The following is a 23,451-nucleotide window of genomic DNA, read 5'->3' on the forward strand; positions in this document are numbered from 1 at the left end:
AAGAATGAATAAAAAAGAGTTTGAGGCTGTAATTAATTTACCATCAAATGTTCGATACGAATATTTTATAAAAAAAGTAGCTGATTATGAAGAAGTATGGGGGCTGTATGATAACGGATGGGCTGTAACATCAGACCCAAACGGGAATTTATTACTTCCTTTCTGGCCTAAGAAAGAATTTGCAGAGGCATGTGCAATTGAGGATTGGAAGAATTATAAAGCTGAATCTATTGATCTAAGTGGATTTATTGAAGAATTCTTGCCACAATTAAAAGAAGATGGTATCAAACCTTCTATTTTCTTTAATAATGATGATTCAGCCGTGCTGGAAGTTAACACTTTGATCGAGGATATTGAGACTGAATTAGAAAAATATTAATCTAGATGAGTAACACAAGTCACCGATCAAATAATGATCGGTGACTTTTTATAATTACAAACATATAAATATCTTTTTTCTATTGATATTAAATGCTATAATCTAACCAACAGATATGTATTACATTAATTTTCTCTGCTGTCTTACATTTCGGTGGAGTGGGAGTAGCTGTATTAATGGCAAATAGATAGTTGGATTGCTGGTGCATGCGGTATAAGTATGTACTTTTTTTGCGTCCATTTTTGTGAGCTCATCGATAGATGAGCTCTTTTTTTATGCCCATAGGAGATTAAAAACAACAGGTTTCATAAAGAAAGGGGTTAATTCATGAGATTACGTAGAACTAGACATGCTGATTGGTTTGAGATTATGTCGCTGTGCCCGATCTGTGGAAAGAAAGGGTGGTGTGCGATCAATAAGGATCAGACCATTGTTCATTGCATGCGAGTACCATCGGATAAATACAAAGATTCAGATATTGGTCGGCAATATACACATTATTTAACGGAGAGTGCACCGCGGGAGCGAATTGAAATTGAGCTATCCAATGCGGTAGAGAAGCGATCAAATGACCATCTGAATCATGTATACCGTACCTTTACTAAAGAAGTCCCTCTGTCTACAAAGCACGCAAGTCACTTACGTAGCGACCGAATGATGGACGAGGACTCAATACGAATGAGAGAATATCGGACAATGCCAGAAAGGGACCGTTATAAAGTCGCTAAAGGGATGATAGGGCGATTAAGCAGCGAAAATGACTTACTAGGTGTTCCAGGATTTTTTGCAGCTGAGGGTCGCTATGGAGCATACTGGACGATAGCTGGGAATACGGGTCTAATGGTTCCGTATCGATCAATCCGTAATGAAATCACTGGCTGGCAAATTCGTGTAGATAAACCACCGCTCGAGTTGTCGATGCAGGGTTCTATAAAAGGTGAAATTATGGAGGAGGTTGAGCCACTTCCTAATGGCTTGAGACGAGCTAAATGCTCACTCCAAGTCCAGGATAAAACACTTGAAGTAATTCTTACTGAAAAGGATAAGAAGATATGTCATTCCAAGTCCGGTCAGTTTGTCTTCAGTGTAAAACTTGAGCAGGGTACCAAGTACTGGTGGTGGAGCAGCGGATCTAAAATGAATGGTGCTTCTATAGGGGGGCCACTGCCGGTTCATTTGGCTCTTCCTTATCCATGTCTCCCATATTGGAAAACAGGGGAGGATCCCAGCGATATTATCGACTGTTCAGAGGTATGGGTGACAGAGGGAGCACTAAAAGCAGATCTTGCAGCTGATCTAATGGTAAAGCCGTTCTTCGCCGTTCCTGGAACGGGAGCTTTTAGATTAGCCCTTGAACCATTAAAGGAGCTCGGCTGCAAACATGTCGTTTTAGCCTTTGACGCCGACGCAGTTACAACTCCTGAAGTACAACGTTCTCTAGAGCTATGCGCAGAGTTTTTTGCAAAAGAAAACGATATGGCACTAAGCCTTGCAATGTGGGACGTTTCATTAGGAAAGGGAATTGATGATCTACTGCGGGCAAATTATGTTCCTCAGGTGTCTTCTTTATTGAGTTAAGGCTTTGTGTGGCAGGGAGTTCAAAATTAACTATAGAAAGAACAACATTAATATGAAAAAAATAGAATCTGTGGATGACGTAACAAAAATAAATCAGGGAGTGGTTAAAGCAGAGGGGATGCAGTTTAGCAATGTTGAGCTACTCTTAATCGAAAGTGCTCTATAGAGGAATCTGGATTTTTTATCGGTCCGGGTCAACGTTTATATGACAAAGTACGTAGTCATCTAGAGCCACAATGTTACAGATTTAACGAGACTGGTTCGTACTATCGGGTTATGTAGGATCGGTACAAATAAAAGAAGCATAAAAGGGTGATAAAAACATGCCAACTTGTATAAAATGTGGCTTTTACGATGATATAGATGCTGATTTTTTAACAAAGAAAAAAGATATCTGTATAAGTTGCGGACCACATATTTTAGTAGAATTCATCGTTAGTGATAAGCTCGGTAAATATGTGAATGTACATATCAAGAACCTCCTGGATTATAGTGGAGATGACGATGCAACTTTCTATAGTGAAAGTAAACACTCTTACAAAAAAGATGCAATTGATTACGCTAAGCAAGCTGCTGATAAAAACCAGAGGAATTTAATCATTTTGTACAGGGGAATCAGCCCTTGGTTGGCAGATAAAGAGTTGAGCATTTAGGTCAGGAGAAGATAGCATGCAATTTCAAATAAAACAAGTAGGTCGGCGCTGGTTTAAAGTCGAGGTTTTAGAGCCCATAGATGGCAGCAGGTCCTATTATGATAGAGGAAAAGCGGAAGCCAGTTTTAGTGTTAATCTTGAGTCATCGAATAGGAAATGGACGATCACAGGCACTGGATCAAGAGCTTACCGGAAAGAAATGATACAAGAATTAGAAAATTATGTTGAGCTGCACGAACCATGGATTGAAGAGTAGCAGCGGTGTTATATGTCCAGGTTTCATTCCGGGACAATTCTAATGTACTCATTAAACAAAATATCGGGTTATAAAAGAATGAAAGCGAGGACAAGACGTCCTCGCTTTTTTGACTTTTTGAGATGACTATTTTCGACAACAATTCTAACCTTTATACCATAAATAGAGTCGTAATATATGCTAGGATATTTGTAAAGTTCGTAATGGAACTGAAGTACTTATAACTACTTGAGCTGTGGAAACACGCTCAATACATACAAATTCTTCTGGCGTTGCTGTATTGTTATTTTTTCTGTACGTTACTTCATTTTGTAGAACGATTCTTGCTTTCCTTTTGACATCTTCAAGAGATGGACTTTGGACTCGAATACGGAATCCTGGAATATAAGCTGTATAGTGATTTTTATCTCTATTGGATTCATACAAAACAGGGAACTTGGTTCCACCCATAAGAAGAGTTTCGGTACTAGCGTTATCGTCTGGAATTAGGCTGCCAGCATCGATAAGCGATGAAATTTCATGATTTAGAATTTCTTGAGTAATTTCACGTGCTTCTTCGTAAGTATCACCGATGATGTCCATGTTTAGAGCAGGTATGTAAGCTACAACATTCGACGTAGCTCGATCTCCTTCGTAAATTACTATATAAGACACAGAATAATGCCCCCCTTTTGCCTGATTGCGAACGTTCTACTTGAAGTTTATAACAAATTTGTTAACAGTGGAATATTAATGGCCTAAAATGGAGATTAAACGACCTGAAATGTAAATTATGTAGGTAAAAGGAGGCAGGACTTAGGAAGGATATGTTTTTATGCCTGAAAGAAAATTTGCGTTTTTATCCGCAATAACTATATTTATTTTCCTATTAACAAATCTATTTATCTTCTATAACATAAGTAAAAAGACCTTTTTAAATCATATGTCAAGTGACACGATGGTCATTTCAGAATATATTTCTTCTGATATAGACAAATTTAGCAGCACTATTAAGATCTCCGATGCGCTATTATCGGATTCTTTACGAAATGCAGCTATAGCAATACGCAATAGTCTACCGATAAAGTATAAAGATGTTACAAATGATCAGTTGAAGGATTTAGCGAGTCGTTTAGAGGTCAGTGTGATTTCATTAATTGCACTAGTAAAGGGGGATTATACTGTTGTACTCTCTTCAGATGCATCCCGGATAGGTAAGAAGTTAAGTGATTGTGATACATGTGATACTGCGATGTCCGATCCCTATTGGTCTGTTAAGCCACCTGTGCAGTCTATTAATTCTGAGACTCATCATAAACATGGTTATTACTATGACGGAGAAGCGGATTATATTATCAATCCTTATGTAGATAATGGATATTATTTTTTAGTTAATCAAGAGATGGACGTAGATACATACGTAAATAACATTCTCCAAGACCATAAGGGGGAATTACTTGATATAACCGCGTTGTTTTGGATTGATGTTATCGAACCTTCTGTAAATAGAGAGCTAACTATGACTTCCCCTCTTAGAGGAACTAATCCTACAGAGGAGGATATATTTTTAGGATCAAACTCATTTGCGAGTTCTAGGGATATAGATCACATGCAAAGAGCTGCATTAACGGGGGATTATACAACTTATGAAGACGTAATAAACGGCCAACGTGTCATAAAAACTTTCTACCCAGGTGTCGTTGATGGATATACGTTTATTATTAGCATCACAGGCAACATGGAAATATCGAATCCGGTATTGAACAGTCTTATTTCTAAGTACGGGATTCTTTTAACAAAAGTAACGATCATAAGTCTATTATTCGGGTGGGCTGTACTGAAGTTGTCTAAATATCCAGGTCGTTCTGTTACGAATGAGCATGAAAAAGCTGAGGGTAATATCGATCATTTGTGGGTCGAGGTGAAAGGTCAACGGCATGACTTAAACAATCATTTGGATACCCTGCATGGTCTTATTGAACTTGGATTTTATAATGAGGCAAAAGAATATATCAATGAGATAGTTGAAGAGACATCAACTATCAACGAGATAATTGATATTGGGCAGCCGGAAATTGCAGTGTTAATTCTATCTAAGATGTCTCAGGCAACTGCTAAGAATATCGATTTTCAGTTTGAAATTCTAAATAAAACTGAATCAAAATTAGTTCTTTTAGGAAGTAGGAAAATGGACGTAGTAAAAATCCTCGGAAACCTATTGGATAACGCATTTGAGGAGGTGATGAAGTTAAGTCCAGATCAAAGACTGGTTGTGCTTAATGGAGAAATACGTAACGATGTATTCCGATTTTTTATAAAAAACAAATTGAGCCAACACCTATCTCCTGCCATGATTAAGCAAATGTTCCTTCCAAGAAAGACTACAAAAAACAGCACTGGAATTGGGCTAAGCATTGTTAATGAGAGGGTAAAACGTAACGAAGGAAGCATTATTTGTCAGCTTACGGAAGAAGGTTTTATCCAGTTTAATGTGTTGCTACCGACGGAACAGAGTAAACTAAGGGAATAGAGTAAGAGGTGCAAAAATGGAAACAAATTTTACAATTATTATAGCTGAAGATGGAGTTGTCCAACGAGGAAAATTAAAATTATATGTCGAGAAGATGGGACATACCGTCGTAGACATGGTAAGTTCGGGTTCACGTTTGATTGAAAGCTGCGCAATATACCGACCGGACATTGTTCTCCTTGATATCGGACTCGAGAAGCTGGATGGATTATCCGCATTTCGTATACTTCGAGAAAGCGGGAATAACTCAAAAATGATCTTTGTGACGGGTTCTGGGAATCCTACACATCTTTTAGCGAGCTATGATTTGGATAGCATTGATTACATCCTGAAACCCGTAACCTTTGAACGCCTAAAAAAGGCGATAGATAAAGCTGTTATACAGTTGAGTGCAGAGAACATCTTAAGTACAAGACAGAATGAGGATGTAAACATGATCACTGTTATGTCTAACAGACGTGATCTACTAGTAAACGAGAAAAAGATACTTTTCGTCGAGAAGATTAACGATACAAAATGGATAAAGATTCATCTCAAAGATGGAGAAATCATTGAAACAAGAACACCTTTAAAAAAAATATTGGATCAGACATCGAGGATTATTTTTTGTCCACATCGGAGTTTTCTCGTAAACATGTTGTGTGTGGAGGAGGTAAGGGCAGATCCAGTCACTAAAGGAAACTATCTGATCTCATTGCAGAATTCTGTTGCCGTTATCTTACTTTCTAGAAACCACTATGAAGAATTCTTACAACGACAATCTGAACTGAAGAATAGGATGAACATTGATGGCTGGTTAAGCTTGCAGGGAACCAATTGAATTAATATAATGATGGTATTACGATTTACCATTATTTTTCATCACCGCTATCATTTCGGTAGGTGAGCGAGTAACCCAATTTAGGGAACATAAATATGAGGCATGAATTGCCGTGGAGAACAAAGACACGCCAGAGGTGTGTTTTTTTGTTTCTTCACGGCTTTTTTTGTGCTTAAAAACTGGGAGGAATTTAGAAATGGCAAAAGCAGTGGAAGAACGTGTTACTACGGCAGTTAAGGCAGAGGGAGTATCGTTTACCGTTGATCATGAAGCGATTATGAACGTATTAACGACTTGTTCTAAGGTAGTGCCGAGAAGCAGCGTTGTTCCAATACTGAAATGTATTAAGTTTGATTTAAACAAAGATGTTCTTTTCGTTACGGCAATGTCCGATTCCCAATCGGTTATTGTGAAACTGCAGGTAGAGAATACAGGAAATCAGGATGGGAGCTATCTATTTCCTTCAAGAGAAGGAATAGAACTTGTAAAACGTTTGCCAAGCGGTTCGCTATCGTTCAGTGTAAATGAGGCCTCTGTACGTATCTCGTACGGGAACAATGGTTCTGCATCGCTTAAGGTCTTGGATCCGGACGAGTATCCTCAGCTGCCGTCAGTGGCCGGAGTAAAGTTTGTGCCGGTTCCAATGGATGCCCTGCGAAAGGGTGCTGCAGCCCAGCGTTTTGCCTCAACTGATTCCAGTACTGCTATTCTCTGCGGTATTAATATCCGCAAAGTAGAGGATAAGCTTGGATTTACCGCGACGAATAGGCATCGGATATATGATTTCGTTTCTGACGTAAAGATACCAAATCCAGACGAGTTTCGTGGTGGAGTTATCGATGCTATAAATTTCAAAAGTATCGTAGATACTTTTAGAACCTCTGAAAGAATTGATTTTGCAGTGACGGATCATCATTTAATTTTAAGAGACCGTAGCAGCAATTCAGTGTACTTTGGTAGGCTAGTTGAGGGAAGTTATCCTGATATTGCGAAACTCTGTGAGATGCCTGAGCAGTCCTGTCTTGCAAGGATTCCGCTTGGGCGCCTCGACGAGACGTTGAACCGGATGTTATCGCTAGAATCCGAAAATCATCGTGTATATTTTTTACATGGAGATAACGGAGAGCTGGTTGTTAAATCGGAAAGCCACACAGGTGAGATTGTAGAGTCAATTGAAGGCTCCGTTGTAGATAAAAGTATGGGAATGATCAGGTTCAATGCTCGATATCTGAGGGATGCCCTTTCAGCCAGTGACCGGGATGTGAACGATGTTTTATTTAACATTACAGGTCAGAGTACTCCATCATATATTACGTATGATGGAGATCCATCGGTATTGAACGTTGTATTACCCGTGAGGTAATAAATATCAAGATAAAAGAGAGCTGCGCATGCGCGGCTCTTCTAATTTCTATTGGGGGTTAATAAATATGTCCGATAACATGAAGCGCATGTTTGATCGAATTATTAGAAACAAAATTCGTATGGGTAACTTTGAGACAACTGATCGAGATATGGACTGCGTACGAAAACTATTACAATTTCCTGATCGGCCGTTCTCAGCTGCGGATTTTTGTGCAGGAAGTGGCCGTGCAATGGAGATTCTTACACAAGGTTCAAAGGCTGTAACGTTTGGTGTGGAACCTAATGAAGAGAAGTACCTGGAGCTCCGAGAGCGCGTACACCAAGCATGTTTTGGAGGCTATGAACAGTGCCGTATCTCTAAGGACTACTTCAGGCTCATATACTTAAATCCTCCCTATGATGATGATTCGGAATCAGAGGAGAGCAAGCGAGAGCGTAAAGAAAAGGTGTTCCTTCGGCACATCATTCAGTACTTGGCGGTTGACGGAATACTTATCTATAACATTCCGAGGCGACGTATGACTAAGGATATTGTCAATTTGCTAGTCACTAATCTGGATGAGATTAATGTTTATCAATCTCATGACGATACATACGGTCAAGTATATGTTTTCGGTCGTAAACGATCTGTAAAGTTCATTGATCGACCGGAAGTACAAAGAATACTTGGATTAGTTGCTGAAGGAATTGTACTTAGTCGGTTACCTGAAGCAATAGATCCTATTTATAAAGTGCCGGCAGGGAACGTCACTCCAAAATACTTCAGATCGATAATCATGGACGTAGACCAGCTCAGGGTCGTTTCTTGCCATTCATCTTTGTCACGAAGAGGCATGGAATGGACGACACCTAAAGCACCTGCTTTGAAGCTGCAGCCGCTCCTTCCGGATAAAGAAATGCATAGGGTCCTAAGAATGGCCTCAGGCCGATTAAACGGAAAAGTTGGCAGCGGAGAACTTCTTCACGTTCTAAAAGGCATTGTGAAGAAGGATGCTACTACGGAAATTGAAAAAGTCGGGGATGAGACCATAGAGACGACAAGGGAAACCTTTAAGATTACCTTTCGTATCGTGGACCGGTTTGGAAATATTCGAACGGTTCAGAGCTAACATCTTAGAAAGCAAATGAGGGGGAATAGAGACCATGAAATTTATGGAGTTTACTCATAAGGACATATATGTGAAGGTTCATTGCTCACTATTAGTGACAAAGTATGATTCAACTACTAAAAATAATTATCTCATTTATACGAATGTTATAGATATTGATTCGCGTGTGCAGGCAGTTTTTGCTCAATTTCATCATGCCAAGAAAGCAGAAGATGTAACTTTTCGTTTCTATCATGCACCGCGTATTGGAGAGAAAGGGTATGATCGATCCTCTTTTTATATTAAACCCTATGGAAAATACAAGCATCTCTCACAGCGCGAAGATGAGACGCTGGTTACCGGAATTGTTGCCAGTGAAAGAGTTTTATCGCGCCAGGACCAAGGTTATTGTATTTTTGCATGGGATGGCAATATACACGAAAGACTTTTCTGGGCAATCGATGCTTACTATGAGACGCCAATGCTAGAAGAGTGGATCCCTTACTTATATCTTCGGCTATTCCAGGATGGTTATCTCGTTCAACTTGATGTATATGATTACACGGGAGACTATCAAAACCTGGTTGCTTTTGAGCTGCTCGCTGGAGAGGAAATATTGGATGAGTATATATCTTATGGACTCAGAACAGGGGCAATTCAACTGGTTGAGGATATAAATGGGGAGGCCGTTTCATGAGTGAATCTTCAGAAATAAGCAATGTGGTGATTGAGGCAATTGACCCTGCTCTGGAAGAGAAAAAGGTTTCCTCTCTTTCCGATGTGGAATCTATTGGGGATTATTTAGGGTTATTTGGAGCAGACCTGATTAGACGTCTTAACGATGAATATGTACCAGTTCATCATCCAGGTCAAAATAAACCACTCCAGTTGTTAGAGAACCTTAAGCGTCCATTATTTCAAGCACAAGCTCACGTCGTAACTGCATTAATTAAGGGGTTTCAGCGTCATCGTAATCTCTTAGTTATTGGTGAGCCTGGAACAGGGAAAACATCCGTCTCTATCTCAGTTTTTTATTCCCTAATCACAGAATTACTCCAGAAAAAATCTGGACGGGTTCTTTATATGGTCCCAAATCATCTGATAAAGAAGACGAAGCGGGAATGGGGTATTCTGCTAGATAAGGATCTGTTTGAGGTTCACTTTCTATCAGACTATATTGACGTTATCAAGCTCCGAGATAGCAGAAGATTGGAGACGAAACCTAAAAAAATTGAGGTTTACATCATTGCAAGGGATACTGCTAAACTAGGTTATATTTACGAACCGGTTGCACATTGGTCGGACCGTACATATCAGCAGCAGTTTCAAAACAATGATGGGACAGTTCGAACTGTTGAAAAGGTTGCTTTTCGCGGATGGAGATGCCCCGATTGTGGTGGACAATTAATGAAAGAGAAAGAGGACAGTCTTGTACCGATGGAGTATGAGGACTTTTTTAATAAGCATGGAAAGCCTACGCGTAGAAAAACGAACTTGTACTGTTCTAATCAAGTACGCCTCTATAAAAATGTAGATCCCGACAAGGACGAGACCCGTATTTGTGGGTCAAGACTTTGGCAGGCGAAGAATTCGAAAAAATCATATATATCTGGTAAGCCGAAACCGGTTGCTGGGGTGGCGCCACGAAAAGTATCTCCTGCGGATTTGTTTAAGCGTTGGTTTAAAGGCAAATTTGACCTGGCCATCGGTGACGAATGCCATGAGTTAGCAGGAGGGAGCGCTCAAGCTCATGCTTTTCATGTATTTTTGAATTGTGCCAAACGAGGGATCGCAATGACCGGAACTTTGTCCAATGGTTATGCTTCTTCCTTATTCGAATTGTTTTTCCGGATGTTTCCCTCTCGTCTGAAGCAGATGGGCTTTAATTGGGGAGACGTAGGAAAGTGGGTCGATTTGTACGGTGTACGGGAAAGGGTCACTAAAATACGTGATGACGGAGATTTGAACAGCTCTAGTAACGGGAAGTCGAAAAGGACAAGTGTTAAGGAGTTGCCGGCTGCCGCACCGCAGCTCTTCACGGACATACTCAGTGACGTTGCAGTTTTTATACAGATGGCTGATATGTTCGAAGTCCTGCCGGAACTCAAAGAAGGACCGATGAGTGTTCCTCTTGAGGGTGAAAGAAGACTTATAAGCTGCAAAACCCAAATTGTTCGACGACCAGGTAGAAAGAGAAAGATTGAAAAGAAAATGAGGTTACTTGCGCCGGATTGGTATCTCAGAAAAAATCTGACTGAAGTCGAAAATCGTCTGCGAGAAGCTGTGCAAAAAGAGCTCGCTGCAGGTGGCCAGTCGGTACTTCTAGGGAGCCTTGTGAATACACTTTTGAGTTATTCAGATGTCCCTTTCAATTTCGAAGGTGTCCTTCATCCGGATACAGGAGAATGCATAGTGTCGGATAGTTACCGGCTTAGTGAGCGCCTATTATATCCTAAGGAGCTTCAGATGATCAAGTTTGTCCGATCGCAGCTAAAGCTCGGGCGAAGGGTAGGCATTTATGCGACTTATACGGGGAAAATGGGTACTCTGCAGCGACTCTCTCAGTTACTTGAAGAAAGAGGGATAAAGACAGCCCTACTTGGAACAGAGGTAAAGGGACCAGATCGAGAAGAGTGGATTGCCGAAAGGGTAAGGGAAGGTGCTCAGGTAATACTGACGAATCCAATCCTGGTCAGCACTGGCCTTGATTTATTGATGTTTCCTTCACTTTATTTCTATCAGACTGGGCACCGTCTGAATATTGTGCGGCAGGCATCAAGACGGCATTGGCGGATAGGTCAGCCGAATAAATGTCTTACTGTTTACAACTCATATCAGGGGACAATGCAGGAGCTGGCCATTAATCTTATGGCAGCCAAAATGAGCGCTGCCCAAGCCTTAGAAGGTCAGTTTTCCCAGGAAGGCTTATCAGCTCTTACTGAAGGTTCTGGAGGGAGCCTTGCTACGGAATTGGCGAAACGCTTTGTTGGTAATAATATCGAAGGTGTGGAAAGTGCTGAGTCCATTTGGGGCAAGATGACTATATATGCGACTCAGTTTATTCCGGAATCTTCGGTACAAGCTTTGGTACAGGAAGATACTATTAACGACAATTCCAGTGATTTTGTTGAGGTGGAAGTTCCTTCAGTAGATGTTATTGAAGCGGGATCCCTGCAAGAAGTACTCCTTAAATGGGCAGATGAGTCTATACCAGCTGATCTTCATTCACGATTTGAGCAACAAATAAAATATGTTGTGGAGCGAGTAAAGCAAGGTGTAGAGGGCTTAGAGTTCTCCTGCAGTGCTGAGTCTACGGTTCTAAGCTGGGATTGTTCAAAAGCACCAAGAGATGCGATTGATTTTCGTCGATGGGTTTTCAACTTGACGAATAAGATTGTTCATGAGCAGTCTACATCGAAACAGGAGAAAATTAGACTTGTGGTCGAAGGTAATAAACCAGCTGCCAAAACGAAGAAGAAATACAACGTGGGAGCTGGCCAGATAGCTTTCAAATTTTGAAACTCGAATCAGTGATCTGAAAATGAGTTTGATAATACAGAAAATCGTTATAAAAAAAAGGTGCCGGCTTGCCGGCATCTTTTTCTGTTTTTATTTATGAAAAAATTTTGTGAAAATCAACTTCCGTTATATGATAAATACAAAATATACGGAAAAAGGGAGATTTTTATCTATGGGAACACAGAAAATTAATCCAACATGCAGAATTTGTGAGAAGCTCAATGATGAAATGACGCATTGTGCTGTCTTTGGGGCAATAACACCAGAAAACACTAATAATACAGCGCTAGGGGCGGCTTGTGCTAAATTAGGTGATTATGTGAGATTGTTACATGCACGTCCTAATGAGTACAATTATGGCTATAGACAAGTAGATAGTGTTGTTGCTGAGAGAGAAGATGAGGAGCTTTTAGTATTTGACGCAGCTGATGAGGCAGAGGGTTTTCAAATTCAGAATGGCATTACATTAGAGGAATGGGCAAGAATGACCTTCGGCAATGGAAATAATCAGGTCTAGAAATAAGATAGAGGGGGATCCAGGGTGGCTAAGCTATCAAATCAGAAAAAGGAACGTCAGACGGTAAATGCAATTGAATATCTGGCAAATTTACCAGACTCCTATTTGATACCTGATATACCAGTGGGAGATAAGGGGATTTCGTTTGATGGGCATATCTCGGTAATGGAAGATGATTCAGAGACTAAAGAATCCCTAATTGGAAGAGTACCGGTACAAGTAAAGGGGACTGAAGTAGAGCATTTTACTGAAGGAGTTAGGAGTTTCAGCTTCGAGTTAGCTGATTATCGAAATTTTTTTAATTCCGATGGTGTTTTATTACTTGTTGGTGAGGTCAAACCTAACGGAGAAACTAAGCTTTTTTACAAAGCTTTGCTTGCTCTCGAGATAAATGAATTACTACAACGTTTTAACAAACAGAAACAGAGGGTTATAGAATTACGACCACTGGATGAAACAAGATTGTATGATGTTTGTTATAAATTTTTGGCAGAACAAACACTGCAGTCAAGAGAACTAGTGACGCATAAGCCATTTCAAATTGATGACTTTAGAGAGTTAAGGTTGACCAGTATGACATACTCTCCTTCACTTGATGAATCACTGGAGAAAATTTTTGACCATGACTTTACGATGTATGGTGTTAAAAATCAAGCTCATTTTCCCTTAAAGAGAATAAGAATTGGGTCAATCAATGTTCGAAAAGATAACGTCATTTTTAGTGATATGAAGAATGAATATAGAATTCTTACTGACATAGAAGTAAAACAGAATGTTACAGCCTACACCTTGGAAAAATCATTTATCTTAGAGATAAGCAATAATGATGGTGTATTCAAACTTAATTATGAAATTTTGGACTTTAATACACTTGCTGCTCAACTAAAAGTTGTTCCTATGTTAATAAGTTTATTTTCAGGTAATAAAATAAGTTTCCGAGGTAATTATATTCAGCTCGATTCTCAAAAAGAAACTTTAGAAGGGTTTCGAGAGCGATATGAATGTTTGCTCGAGTTGGAGAGAACTTTTGAGCTTCTTGGCATCGACAAAACAACACTTATTGAACAAGAATGTGATGATCAACTAGGTGAAGAATTAGAGTGGTTAATTCTTAGAGTACTAAAGAATGATGTTAGAGGATTTTCGTTTGGTGAAACAAAGAGAGGAATATTCAACTTTAAAGTCGGAAAGCACTTAGTATTGTTGTTCTATAATTCCACCGCAAAGCAAAGAATAGTAAGTGTTTTTTCTGATGAGGTTGCTGCTTCTGAATTATACATGGTTGACGAGGGTGATGGCGAGGAATATCGTCACAGTATTTATATTTCTCTTTCTGAAGAGTCTTTAGCTAAGGGAATCAACATAAATAGTCAAGCAATCTGTAATTCTTTTGATCAAATTGATCCATTTTCGAGTAATACAGTTTCTGATTTTACTAACAACTTCTGTTTAAAATGTATTAACGCATTTATTAAGTCTGGTAAGAGAGAACTCTTAGATATAGCTGAGAATATCTATGCAAAATCTAATGGACAGGCAAATGTAAATAATGAATATATTTTGATAAATAAACTACAGATTAAATTATGGAGAGATGGGAGTCTAACTGATGAAGAGAATCAGTTACTATATCAAAAAAAAATGCAGGCTATAAAAGAAGAAAACGCAGAGCTATCATTTTGTGTCAGCGTACTGCTCAAAAATTTAGACGAGAGTCGATTTTTCTTTAACTTGATGGACAAAGAACTACAAGACTTCTATATGATGCTACCAATCTATAAATTGTATGAGTCTGTGAATCCTGTAACTGAATGATTAGTCCTTCGGTAAAAAAGCACAAGCCCGCTTTTTGTATGGTAAAGAAAGGTGGGTTTGATTGCATACCCGTGTTTACACTAAGCGTGTTTACACGAATAAACTCGACTCATACAGCTTCACCGTCGTTCTTCCTGCCACCGACCACCGTATCCATCCATTGTGTGTCCGGCTGGCTGCTCCCCAGATAATTCTCTCACTAGATATACAGCTTCGTTACCTTACTTACATCCGCGATTATGTACCTTGAACACAACCCCTTTTTCCTTCTTCTTTTTTCATTTCTTCTACAATTCTTTGGATTCTTTTGATACCTTTTTAACCAGGTTTTCGCGCAGCGCGCGGCCCCCCCGACGGTCGTAATCTGTTACTGGATTCGGATTAAGTTACAGTGTTATTATTTGCAGCTAGATACGTACTTAGCAAAAGAATAGATCCGGATTGAGTTGTAGATATAGAGTTCTGCAGCTAGGTTCGAATCTAGATACAGAAGAAGTAGAAATTGGTATAAAGGGGATAAACAAAAGAGATTGCTCGTATGATGGAGAGTGGGAAGGAAAAGGCGTGTAAACACGGATAGTAATACCACGCTTTGGTTGAGAAATATGTTATAATTAGTACATTATATTGGGGGCCCTGCCCTATTCAATTTAACGGTTAACCCTGATACTTTGCAAGAGGAGGCTGGTTATGCCTAGAAATGATAATCCCGTCGAAAAAGAGGGGACCTTGGGTTATGTTGTTAAAGTGCAGCAAGTAATCGATTTTGTTGTTTTATCCGAGTTGCAGGGTGGCAAGCAACTCTATGTAAGTGAGCTGGATAAGAAGATTGCGTCCGTTTTAGGCGGAATTGGCGTGAACGATTCATATCTTAGTGCTAGGCTCAGAAAGTTGGCCGAGAATGGGCACGTCATTCGTGAGTGGAAAGGTGATGATCGATACAACCGGTATTATAGCATCACTGATTCTGGCCACGAATACTTCATTCAAATGTTACGTGATCTACCTGAACGAGTCACAATGGCAAAGAAGGTCTATTCTAACTTTGAAAAATACATGAAGAAGTTTGATGTATAAGAGGTGTACTAAAAACTGAAATCAGTTTCCCTCCAGATCGGATGTGACTGATGTATTAATGTCGGGAGTGAAAAATATGGACGAGCTGAATTACCCAGATGTTGTTCGGAGGCTAAAGGAGTCATTTCCAGAAGGAACAGTCAAGCTGCGATCCGACACACAAAAAGCGTATATTCCGAATCAGATATATACTGACAGGCTGGAAGCTGCAACGGAGGGGCAGTGGAGCAAAACCATTAAAGATATCGAAATCAATTTAGAGCAGCAGTACGTCAAGGTTATAGTTTCGATTTCTATAAGTGATTACACCAGAGATGGATTCGGATTTGCTTATATTGATAAGGATGGCCAGGGACGTCCGAGAGTCTCCAACGCACTTGATCAGGCTGCCGCCAGCGCTTTTGTTGAAGCGGTAGATAGTTGGCAAATGGGATGGAAGGATCTTGCTCCATATAAGGATTGGGGAGATAATCCAGCTTTGCGTCATCTTATAGGCAGTGATCCTGCTCCAGAAGGACAGAAACGAGTTGTCCAATCCAAATCAAGGGTTGAACGAAATTGTATAATGACAGGCTGCGGAAAATCATTATCAGCTGATGAATGGGAGCTGCTCAAACAAGTTCCGAATCTCAACCGCGATAAAATGGTTTATTGCTTTGATCATCTCCCAGATCATTTAAAGCGGAAAATCCCTGATAAAAAACTAGAAGCATTCTTACAACATCGAGAATCAGAATAAGAAGCAATATAAATACTGTCAACGGATAATTGAGTAATATTTCATGGTTTTATCTAGCACCAAGAGATCCTATGTTATGTCACATTAGCTACAATTCATTTTATAAAGAAATGGATCAATTAATTAAAATTAAAAGAGCAGATCTTTATCGATTATAGCCAACTTATTTTACCCGACGGCAACGAGGTACTTACAGCGATTGGTAGGATCATGGAGGAATTCGTTTGAAGAATTTAAATGTTATACTGCTGCGTACTTTTCTTGGACGTTTACTAGCCTTGCTAGTATGCGTTATCTTGTTAATATCATTGTTTTATTATCCGCTTGCTTCCATTAAAGGTTTATTTTTGTTTTTCTTTTTGTTTTTTTTATACTTGATCTTCTTCTCTGCAGCTATTCGTGAATGTGATGAAGAAGATGAAAAAAAGTTTGAAAACAGATATGCCATTCACTTTGTGAGCAAAGTACATAATGCTGATCAACAAGGAAGGATTCCTCTTTACCCCAGTGCGGGAGATAGCAAGGGCAAACCTAGGGTTTGGTTCCATCTGTCAACTTCGGTCGATTCAACTGATCCTTCTGAAAAATCTTTTTTTAGAAATCATGTACAGTGGAAGGAATTGCGTAGCTATAAAGTAATTATCCCTTGGAAAGAACTTAGGCAATCAGTAAAGGAACAATCAAGAAATATTAAGGTGAGACCTAGTGATGGCTCTATTGCTATAGAAGGTACAGATCCTATTTGGGTAAAGAATGCTAAGATTGAAACTGAGTTCTACTGGTATCAAGATCGCATTGGATTTAAATATATCCTGCAGTATTTAGTCGGTATTAACATATTAAGTTATATTTTTTACATCATCTATTTCTCAGATCAATATTTTTATAAACTAAGAAAGATATTAGCAAAGAGATGAAGTACGATATCTTGAACAAGAACATTCAACAGTCGCATTAATATGCGGCTTTTTCTCGTGGTTCAATCAATATATTATCTTGTAAGTAAGTAGGTAGGTACTTAATTTTCATTTAACAAAAAGTTTTGCAATTAGATAGTCTTATTGTACTATATATGTATATTAGTATATTAACTAACATACAATAATTGTTGAGGGGCGGTTCTGTGGAAGAGTTTATTCAAAGAGCACTCGGGGCTGGGGGACATCTGTCGAAGCTAGTAAAAGGTTATTCTCCACGTTCACCGCAGATGCTCATATCAAACAAAGTGGGGGCAGCGTTAGAGGGAGAAAAGCATCTATTGGCTGAAGCAGGTACAGGTACAGGGAAGTCGCTTGGCTATTTGATACCTGCAGCCAAGTGGGCTGTTGAAAACAACAAGACTGTTATTGTTTGTACCCACACGATCCCGCTAATGACTCAGATAGTAAATGTAGAACTGCCTCGTGTACAACAGATTTTAAAAATGGAGCATCAAAATCTTAAGTATCAACTTGTTAAGGGAAAGTCACATTACGTTTGCTACTCGAAGCTTGAGAATTTGTGGCAAGAAACGCTACGGAGCATAAATGAAGAAGCTAAAACAGTGCAGAAGATCTTCAAAAAAGTGACCCGAGAGTATGTAAATGATCGTACAGGGCTTGGATTCGATGTAGAAGATAGCTTATGGAAGAAAATATCTGCGAGCAATTGTCCAGCGATTAATAAGCCTGAGTCATGCGTAATTGAAGAGCTGAAAGAAAAAATGATTCAATCCCATATCATTGTTACAAATCATGCATATTTCTTCTCAGATCTTGCCATTCGGCGGAAGACAGGAAATGGTTCTCTTCCAAATTACGATGCCGTCATTTTCGATGAGGCTCATGAAATGGAAGATGTCTGCTGCCAAATCTTTGAGAAGTCTGCTGACATAAACCAGTTTGAGTCTTTATTCGATCAATTGTTCCAACGTGACATCTTTAAAGAATTAGATCATGGTGCGCAGCTTAAGCTATCTCAACTTCGCCAGGACATCCACCGTAACCTTGACCAAGTATTTGCTGAGATTGGAAATGAAATGGGGAACAAAGCATATCAGCTCTTAGACAAACAGATTGATGTATCAGAGGCTTGCTCTTTAATCAAGGATTTCTTGGAGACATTAAAAAGTATGAATGTCCGTGGTGCTTCCGATATTCTTGATCAGCTCTTTGAGTATAATGATGACCTTGATTTCATTAGTAACAATGCTAAACGATCCTGGGCATACTGGGCTACTGTTCGTGGCCGTGATCAGATCACCCTGCATGCTGCTCCACTGTTTCCAAAAGTTGTACTGGCTTCTAGCTTATTCGATAAAGTGCCTGTTATTCTAACAAGCGCTACGATGTCCAACAGCGGGAACTTTTCTTTCTTTGCTGGACGGGTTGGAGTCAAAGAGTATGATTCAGTCGTTGTCGGTAGTCCGTTTGATTACATAAACAAGACGATGATTATCGTACCGGATGATGCACCTGAACCAAACAGTCCTGGTTTCAACGGATATACTGCAGAAAAGCTAGAGGAGATAACGATGTATACTGGCGGTCGTATGCTTGTCCTTTTTACAAGTTTTGATGCGATGAACCAGGTCGCTCGTTCTTTCCAAAAGTATTGTAGTGAAGTGGGTTATCATCTATTGGTTCAATATCCTGGATGTAATCGTGAAGAACTCATCCAACAACTAAAAAATGAGCCAAGAACAATCGTATTTGGGTCATCTAGTTTCTGGACCGGTGTTGATGTCGCAGGAGAAGCTCTTACTACAGTAGTGATCCCTAGATTACCTTTTCCACATCCCGACGATCCTTTAATAAAAGCACAAATTGAGCTTCTTGAGAAAGCCAATCGAAGCAGCTTTTTCGACTATATGTTTCCCAAGATGATATTTAAACTTAAACAGGGTTTTGGCCGTTTAAATCGCTCAGTTCATTGCCAAGGAGCTGTTATCATCTTGGATAACCGAATGAGAACGAAGCGATATAAAGGACTTATTATTAAATCACTACCGAAGTGTCAATATTCATCTACAGTATCGGATTTAGTACATATCCTGCCGGTATAGTGGAAAGGAGCTGGCGTCTATGATGGGAAGAGCACATTTAGTTATCAGTACGGGGCTATCCTTATCTGCACTCCAACTAGCTGATCAAGAAATTACAATACCCGTAATAGTAGTTGCTGTTTTAAGTTCACTACTTCCTGATATCGATGAACCAAATTCTCTTTTAGTTTCAAGAGCAATTCCAAAAACAGTAATTCGCACATTCCAGCTGCTTCTCTTATTGGCTGCAGCTGCTGTCATCTTTCTTGGAGAAGCGTATTCTCCGTGGAATTATATGTTGGCCATAGCTGCAGCAATCATTACCTTTCTCCCGAATCGAACATTGAAGAATGTCATTATGATTTTAACGGGAATCATACTGATTGCTTTCGGCAGCCAAATCTCGCCTTGGAACTATATTGGAGGTTCCTTACTTATACTTGTGTCGTTCCTGCCGCACCGAGGATTAACTCATACAATCTATGGATTGGTTGGTTGGACCTTGATCTTATATTTGACTACAGGTGATATATCTATCTGGCTAGCTGGAGGGTTATCCTACATGCTTCATCTACTTGCAGATGCATTAACGAACCGTGGTATACGAATTCTCCCACCATTTAAGTACGTACTGAGATTTCGGATTATGAGTACAGGAAGTTTCAGAGGTTCCCTAGTTGAATATCTTTGCATGGGAGTGACACTTGGTGTGGTCTGGCTCACATTTTTCTTAGATAAAAATTTATTTACTGGAGGCTAAATTATGAGTCTTGATCTTCAAATTATTAGAATCAATTTATATCCCGTTTTTAAGGAATTAAAGGCTAAATACGGACTAACAAAGAGAGAAACACAAGTGATTGAAGCTTTAACTATCTACGGTGAAAACAACCATAATCTAGGGAGCAGATTAAAAGTTAGTGAGAACACAATAAAAAATCATATGTCCCGAACATTGGTTAAGACCAAACTTAGCTCTGCCCGTGAACTTCAAGCTCTTATTCTAAGATCCTTAATGAGTTTTGAATAAAGTAACTGCTACAGTAATCACATCCTTAAACCAGCTAAATACATAATTAGTAGATGTTAAGAACACATTCAGGGAAGGAGACCTCTTAAAATGTCATATATTCATTTATCCGTACAAGAGCTACAGCGATTACTTTCTTTGTTTCCTGCTTCATTAAAAACAGAAGATACATCTCTTTATAACAAGTTGCATGATTGCCTCGAAAAAAATAAAGAAAGAAGTAAATATGATTTTCTCATTGAGCAATTTTCAGAGTTCCGATTATCTCAAATATTCGAAATTCCTGAACACTTGATGGATCTAGAAGTAGGGTACTATTTTGGTCAGTTTGAAGGGAAAACTTATCGCAGCGTGGCAAAGTATTTAAAGCGTAATGACTATACCATTATGCGAGACTTAATGGAGATTACCGTATATAAGCTAGGTAATATTCGTTATATTGGACCCATCGGAAGATCTGCTATCTTTGATGCCTTAGATCCCTATTTAATACCTAAATATTTTCCAACAGATGTTACTACACGGTCTGAACACACCACACACAAGAGTGTTATCTGATATATTTGTTTATGAGAGAAGGGTTCTCGAGTCTCATCGGTCTTAGTTATAAGTAACATACATACATTTAGGAGGAAATTCAAATGAAACCTAATGAGATTACAGAAGAAAAGCCCAAAACAACTAAAAATCTTGATAAAAATGACTTCTTAAAGAGAATAAAGAGCATTAAATCTGAGGATTTGATAGGCATTATCGGTATGACCATCGCGTTAGCTACTGCTTTTATTCTGATTATCGGAGTTTTTATGTAGAGGCTTGGAAGAAATGTTTTTGAGCATTACGTTATATACAGTAGTAGCGAACATCAAATAAAGCAAAGTCGGTAAGTAGATAAAGAAGGGGGAATTTTGGAAACAATCTCGAAGGATTACTTAAGGTCAGCATAAATAAGGTTCAGCCGTTTGGGGAAGGGTGAGACACACCTTTCTCCATCCTTAAAACTAACTGCTCATTTATAAGGCGTATAGTTTACACCGTAGAGCTTCACTCAGGTTGAATCATATGCTATACTTACTTCATTATTAGTACTTAATGTTTTTCTTTGCCGCTATAGTTCGGTAAAGATAGGGGAAACGGTATTATACCGTCAAAATATGAGGCTACCTATTAGCCGTTGGAAACAGGAGACAACCTTTGGTGTGTCTTTTTTTGTTTTCAACGGCTATTTTTGTGCCTAATTGAGGAGGAATAAAAATGCGTATTAACATGAACACTCTTAAGCAAATCCTGCCCTGTCTACCAGATGGACAAACCACCTCAAAAACACTATCAGTTGGAATCTTCCGTGCTATTGAGGCTGCCCATGAATTGGTTGATAGCAGTGAAGTTGACTGGAATTCGTTTACGCTTGCGGAAGCTGAAGAAGCTTTAGATCATGCTATGGCGTACGAGTGCGATGAACACATCGAGCATGGGGATTATGCCAACATCAACAGTGGTAATGCAATTCACGAATACCTGCATAGTCATAATCTCATATTTCAGTTGAAGCGGTCTGCTCCTGAAAAACAGACAGCCGCAATTCAATTCTTTTGAGAGGTGTGAGGAGAATATGGAGAAGTCCTACTACTGTTCAGAACAGGTTGGACAAATGCAGGCTACCTACGACTCTTTAGTCATGCTGAAGATGATCGAGGTTGCTGGATGTGATATCGTGAACAACCCAGTCAATTACTACTGTTATGATTGGGGGGATCAATATCCCGTATTTGTTACATGCATTAAAAGAGTATTTGGAGACGCACAACACATCGAAGAGCATATAAACCACCATGGAGAGGAAGAGAACACTTTTAAACTCCCATTACCGGAACTCATTCAATTTGCAGAACTCCTTGGCAAAGAAGAAAGTGACCGGTACGTAGCCAATTTCAATAGGATGTTGAATCGTAGTTGCGATTATCTAGATTTCAGTATGGAAGGGATAGTTGTAAACGCTAGTATTCAAATTACCTTGACTGGCTTCTATGGTATTTTATCTCCCTTTCTTAAAGTGTTGTTAGAAATTAAACAAATGGTGCAGCAAGTTTTTCGTGATAGCAAGTCACAGATAACTAACAGCTCTCAGAATGTAGTTTTACTGAAGGAGCTTAATCAAAGGGTTGGATCCGTTCCTGAAGTATCCATCACTGACAGCACAACTGTTGTGTTTGCCCAGATCATGAAGTTCCTCGGTGGGAACTCATCTGAGAGCAGTGATAACTTAACCTTCAGTGATATGAGAAACATTTTAACCCATGTACTTGACCAGGTGACTATAAATAGGAAGGATGATGTGGCATGAGCCAGCAGCATTTAGTAGAGAAAAACAATACAGGAAATGAAATGGTTATTCGGATCCGCGACCATTATGCACTTCCCATTGTTGAGGAGTATATTGACGGTGTTAAAGTCGGTGAAGGTATTTATACACATGAAGCGGTTGCCAGTGCTATTCTTCAGTCTCTAGAAACTGGATTAGTACGAACACCTGTCATGCCAAGAGGTGCTCTCCATTTCGTTGAAATAACGAAGTCCCGTCAGTTTATCTTTATGGAGGTGTCTCCTCAAAACAGGAAGGCTTATTATCACGAAGCCGTAATTGAGGAAGTTCCTTTTCCAAGATTGGTATTCGGCTTTGAAATTCATGAGCGTGATAAAAATTGGGCAATCAGTCAAGTATACCTTGCAGCTTTGGAGGACCAAATCATTCCCAGTGAGGAATCGATGGTCTTTTTTTATCCCTACACCAACGTTAAGGAGAATTTTCAAGTTTGCTGGGGTAGTCAGCAGTTACCGGATATTGAACGGTTATCGCAGCTATCCACTTTTCCAGAACTGTTCTTTAACTCTCCAAATTCGGACTGTTACTACTATAGTTCTAATAACAGCGACATGAATTATCGCGAGCTGGTGACCAAGATTAAGGGAGAAAGATTTCCGCAAGAGTATCTTAAGGCGACTAATCTTACACTGCAGGCATGGTTCAATCGGATCGTTGGTTTTGAAGTGTAGAACGAGATAAATATTAGTTAAATTAGGAGG

24 protein-coding genes are annotated in these 23,451 nt (G+C 39.4%); 23 read left to right on the forward strand and 1 reads right to left on the reverse strand.

What is annotated here, in order from left to right:
• The first annotated feature begins 4 nt into the window (after window positions 1-4).
• From PUW25_RS26850 to PUW25_RS26865, 4 genes are all read left to right on the forward strand, one after another.
• Window positions 5-379 carry a DUF2750 domain-containing protein gene (locus PUW25_RS26850; RefSeq protein ID WP_205055031.1) on the forward strand — a complete coding sequence of 125 codons (375 nt, stop codon included), beginning with the start codon at window positions 5-7 and terminating at the stop codon, window positions 377-379.
• Between the two features lie 327 nt (window positions 380-706).
• Complete coding sequence (locus PUW25_RS26855) at window positions 707-1,957, forward strand: toprim domain-containing protein (RefSeq protein ID WP_274338797.1); 1,251 nt, start codon at window positions 707-709, stop codon at window positions 1,955-1,957.
• A gap of 323 nt (window positions 1,958-2,280) precedes the next feature.
• The gene (locus tag PUW25_RS26860) at window positions 2,281-2,610 is read left to right on the forward strand and encodes a hypothetical protein (RefSeq protein ID WP_205055033.1); all 330 of its coding nucleotides are present in this window, start codon (window positions 2,281-2,283) and stop codon (window positions 2,608-2,610) included.
• Between the two features lie 16 nt (window positions 2,611-2,626).
• On the forward strand, window positions 2,627-2,866 hold the full coding sequence (locus PUW25_RS26865) for a hypothetical protein (RefSeq protein ID WP_205055034.1): 240 nt from the start codon (window positions 2,627-2,629) through the stop codon (window positions 2,864-2,866).
• Window positions 2,867-3,046: 180 nt separating this feature from the next.
• Here PUW25_RS26865 and PUW25_RS26870 read toward each other — a convergent pair whose 3' ends face one another.
• A complete protein-coding gene (locus tag PUW25_RS26870; protein ID WP_205055035.1) occupies window positions 3,047-3,520 on the reverse strand; it encodes a hypothetical protein in 474 nt (157 codons plus the stop codon).
• A gap of 160 nt (window positions 3,521-3,680) precedes the next feature.
• Between PUW25_RS26870 and PUW25_RS26875 the strand changes: the two genes are divergently transcribed.
• The 19 genes from PUW25_RS26875 to PUW25_RS26965 all read left to right on the forward strand — a co-directional run bounded on the left by PUW25_RS26875 (window position 3,681) and on the right by PUW25_RS26965 (window position 23,421).
• Window positions 3,681-5,375, forward strand: a complete 1,695-nt coding sequence (locus PUW25_RS26875) for a sensor histidine kinase (RefSeq protein WP_205055036.1) — start codon at window positions 3,681-3,683, stop codon at window positions 5,373-5,375.
• A gap of 16 nt (window positions 5,376-5,391) precedes the next feature.
• A complete protein-coding gene (locus tag PUW25_RS26880) occupies window positions 5,392-6,195 on the forward strand; it encodes a LytR/AlgR family response regulator transcription factor (protein ID WP_205055037.1) in 804 nt (267 codons plus the stop codon).
• Between the two features lie 196 nt (window positions 6,196-6,391).
• The gene (locus PUW25_RS26885) at window positions 6,392-7,558 is read left to right on the forward strand and encodes a DNA polymerase III subunit beta (RefSeq protein ID WP_205055038.1); all 1,167 of its coding nucleotides are present in this window, start codon (window positions 6,392-6,394) and stop codon (window positions 7,556-7,558) included.
• Window positions 7,559-7,625: 67 nt separating this feature from the next.
• Complete coding sequence (locus PUW25_RS26890; protein ID WP_090727336.1) at window positions 7,626-8,669, forward strand: DUF6094 domain-containing protein; 1,044 nt, start codon at window positions 7,626-7,628, stop codon at window positions 8,667-8,669.
• A 34-nt stretch (window positions 8,670-8,703) separates the two neighbouring features.
• Window positions 8,704-9,345: a hypothetical protein gene (locus tag PUW25_RS26895; protein ID WP_090727338.1), complete on the forward strand. Its 642-nt coding sequence runs from the start codon at window positions 8,704-8,706 to the stop codon at window positions 9,343-9,345.
• A complete protein-coding gene (locus PUW25_RS26900) occupies window positions 9,342-12,167 on the forward strand; it encodes a DEAD/DEAH box helicase family protein (RefSeq protein WP_205055039.1) in 2,826 nt (941 codons plus the stop codon). The genes PUW25_RS26895 and PUW25_RS26900 overlap by 4 nt, the downstream gene beginning before the upstream one ends.
• A gap of 172 nt (window positions 12,168-12,339) precedes the next feature.
• Window positions 12,340-12,684: a hypothetical protein gene (locus PUW25_RS26905; protein ID WP_205055040.1), complete on the forward strand. Its 345-nt coding sequence runs from the start codon at window positions 12,340-12,342 to the stop codon at window positions 12,682-12,684.
• A 24-nt stretch (window positions 12,685-12,708) separates the two neighbouring features.
• Entirely contained in the window at window positions 12,709-14,499 is a 1,791-nt protein-coding gene (locus PUW25_RS26910) for a DUF4365 domain-containing protein (protein ID WP_205055041.1), read from the forward strand.
• 690 nt (window positions 14,500-15,189) lie between these two features.
• Window positions 15,190-15,576 carry a PadR family transcriptional regulator gene (locus PUW25_RS26915; protein WP_205055042.1) on the forward strand — a complete coding sequence of 129 codons (387 nt, stop codon included), beginning with the start codon at window positions 15,190-15,192 and terminating at the stop codon, window positions 15,574-15,576.
• 76 nt (window positions 15,577-15,652) lie between these two features.
• The gene (locus tag PUW25_RS26920) at window positions 15,653-16,315 is read left to right on the forward strand and encodes a hypothetical protein (RefSeq protein ID WP_205055043.1); all 663 of its coding nucleotides are present in this window, start codon (window positions 15,653-15,655) and stop codon (window positions 16,313-16,315) included.
• 224 nt (window positions 16,316-16,539) lie between these two features.
• Entirely contained in the window at window positions 16,540-17,232 is a 693-nt protein-coding gene (locus tag PUW25_RS26925) for a hypothetical protein (protein WP_205055044.1), read from the forward strand.
• 206 nt (window positions 17,233-17,438) lie between these two features.
• Window positions 17,439-19,358 (forward strand): ATP-dependent DNA helicase, encoded by a 1,920-nt coding sequence (locus PUW25_RS26930; protein WP_205055045.1) that lies wholly within the window; start codon window positions 17,439-17,441, stop codon window positions 19,356-19,358.
• A 19-nt stretch (window positions 19,359-19,377) separates the two neighbouring features.
• Window positions 19,378-20,097: a metal-dependent hydrolase gene (locus PUW25_RS26935; protein WP_090728192.1), complete on the forward strand. Its 720-nt coding sequence runs from the start codon at window positions 19,378-19,380 to the stop codon at window positions 20,095-20,097.
• 3 nt (window positions 20,098-20,100) lie between these two features.
• Window positions 20,101-20,367, forward strand: coding sequence for a helix-turn-helix transcriptional regulator (locus tag PUW25_RS26940; protein ID WP_205055046.1), 267 nt, complete (start codon window positions 20,101-20,103; stop codon window positions 20,365-20,367).
• A 90-nt stretch (window positions 20,368-20,457) separates the two neighbouring features.
• A complete protein-coding gene (locus tag PUW25_RS26945; RefSeq protein WP_090728195.1) occupies window positions 20,458-20,925 on the forward strand; it encodes a hypothetical protein in 468 nt (155 codons plus the stop codon).
• Window positions 20,926-21,008: 83 nt separating this feature from the next.
• Entirely contained in the window at window positions 21,009-21,179 is a 171-nt protein-coding gene (locus tag PUW25_RS26950) for a hypothetical protein (protein WP_205055047.1), read from the forward strand.
• A gap of 442 nt (window positions 21,180-21,621) precedes the next feature.
• A complete protein-coding gene (locus PUW25_RS26955; RefSeq protein ID WP_205055048.1) occupies window positions 21,622-21,963 on the forward strand; it encodes a hypothetical protein in 342 nt (113 codons plus the stop codon).
• A gap of 16 nt (window positions 21,964-21,979) precedes the next feature.
• Window positions 21,980-22,711: a hypothetical protein gene (locus PUW25_RS26960; RefSeq protein WP_205055049.1), complete on the forward strand. Its 732-nt coding sequence runs from the start codon at window positions 21,980-21,982 to the stop codon at window positions 22,709-22,711.
• Window positions 22,708-23,421 carry a hypothetical protein gene (locus tag PUW25_RS26965; RefSeq protein WP_205055050.1) on the forward strand — a complete coding sequence of 238 codons (714 nt, stop codon included), beginning with the start codon at window positions 22,708-22,710 and terminating at the stop codon, window positions 23,419-23,421. The genes PUW25_RS26960 and PUW25_RS26965 overlap by 4 nt, the downstream gene beginning before the upstream one ends.
• The last annotated feature ends 30 nt before the right edge of the window (window positions 23,422-23,451 follow it).

Origin of the sequence: Paenibacillus urinalis, from assembly GCF_028747985.1 — a bacterium.
Taxonomy (GTDB): Bacteria; Bacillota; Bacilli; order Paenibacillales; family Paenibacillaceae; genus Paenibacillus; species Paenibacillus urinalis.

Coding starts and splice junctions, on each gene's coding strand:
- PUW25_RS26895 (WP_090727338.1), top strand. CDS start 8,704: ATGAAATTTATGGAGTTTACTCATAAGGACATATATGTGAAGGTTCAT.
- PUW25_RS26935 (WP_090728192.1), top strand. CDS start 19,378: ATGATGGGAAGAGCACATTTAGTTATCAGTACGGGGCTATCCTTATCT.
- PUW25_RS26850 (WP_205055031.1), top strand. CDS start 5: ATGAATAAAAAAGAGTTTGAGGCTGTAATTAATTTACCATCAAATGTT.
- PUW25_RS26860 (WP_205055033.1), top strand. CDS start 2,281: ATGCCAACTTGTATAAAATGTGGCTTTTACGATGATATAGATGCTGAT.
- PUW25_RS26890 (WP_090727336.1), top strand. CDS start 7,626: ATGTCCGATAACATGAAGCGCATGTTTGATCGAATTATTAGAAACAAA.
- PUW25_RS26950 (WP_205055047.1), top strand. CDS start 21,009: ATGAAACCTAATGAGATTACAGAAGAAAAGCCCAAAACAACTAAAAAT.
- PUW25_RS26940 (WP_205055046.1), top strand. CDS start 20,101: ATGAGTCTTGATCTTCAAATTATTAGAATCAATTTATATCCCGTTTTT.
- PUW25_RS26960 (WP_205055049.1), top strand. CDS start 21,980: ATGGAGAAGTCCTACTACTGTTCAGAACAGGTTGGACAAATGCAGGCT.
- PUW25_RS26900 (WP_205055039.1), top strand. CDS start 9,342: ATGAGTGAATCTTCAGAAATAAGCAATGTGGTGATTGAGGCAATTGAC.
- PUW25_RS26965 (WP_205055050.1), top strand. CDS start 22,708: ATGAGCCAGCAGCATTTAGTAGAGAAAAACAATACAGGAAATGAAATG.
- PUW25_RS26855 (WP_274338797.1), top strand. CDS start 707: ATGAGATTACGTAGAACTAGACATGCTGATTGGTTTGAGATTATGTCG.
- PUW25_RS26945 (WP_090728195.1), top strand. CDS start 20,458: ATGTCATATATTCATTTATCCGTACAAGAGCTACAGCGATTACTTTCT.
- PUW25_RS26920 (WP_205055043.1), top strand. CDS start 15,653: ATGGACGAGCTGAATTACCCAGATGTTGTTCGGAGGCTAAAGGAGTCA.
- PUW25_RS26880 (WP_205055037.1), top strand. CDS start 5,392: ATGGAAACAAATTTTACAATTATTATAGCTGAAGATGGAGTTGTCCAA.
- PUW25_RS26915 (WP_205055042.1), top strand. CDS start 15,190: ATGCCTAGAAATGATAATCCCGTCGAAAAAGAGGGGACCTTGGGTTAT.
- PUW25_RS26865 (WP_205055034.1), top strand. CDS start 2,627: ATGCAATTTCAAATAAAACAAGTAGGTCGGCGCTGGTTTAAAGTCGAG.
- PUW25_RS26875 (WP_205055036.1), top strand. CDS start 3,681: ATGCCTGAAAGAAAATTTGCGTTTTTATCCGCAATAACTATATTTATT.
- PUW25_RS26885 (WP_205055038.1), top strand. CDS start 6,392: ATGGCAAAAGCAGTGGAAGAACGTGTTACTACGGCAGTTAAGGCAGAG.
- PUW25_RS26955 (WP_205055048.1), top strand. CDS start 21,622: ATGCGTATTAACATGAACACTCTTAAGCAAATCCTGCCCTGTCTACCA.
- PUW25_RS26905 (WP_205055040.1), top strand. CDS start 12,340: ATGGGAACACAGAAAATTAATCCAACATGCAGAATTTGTGAGAAGCTC.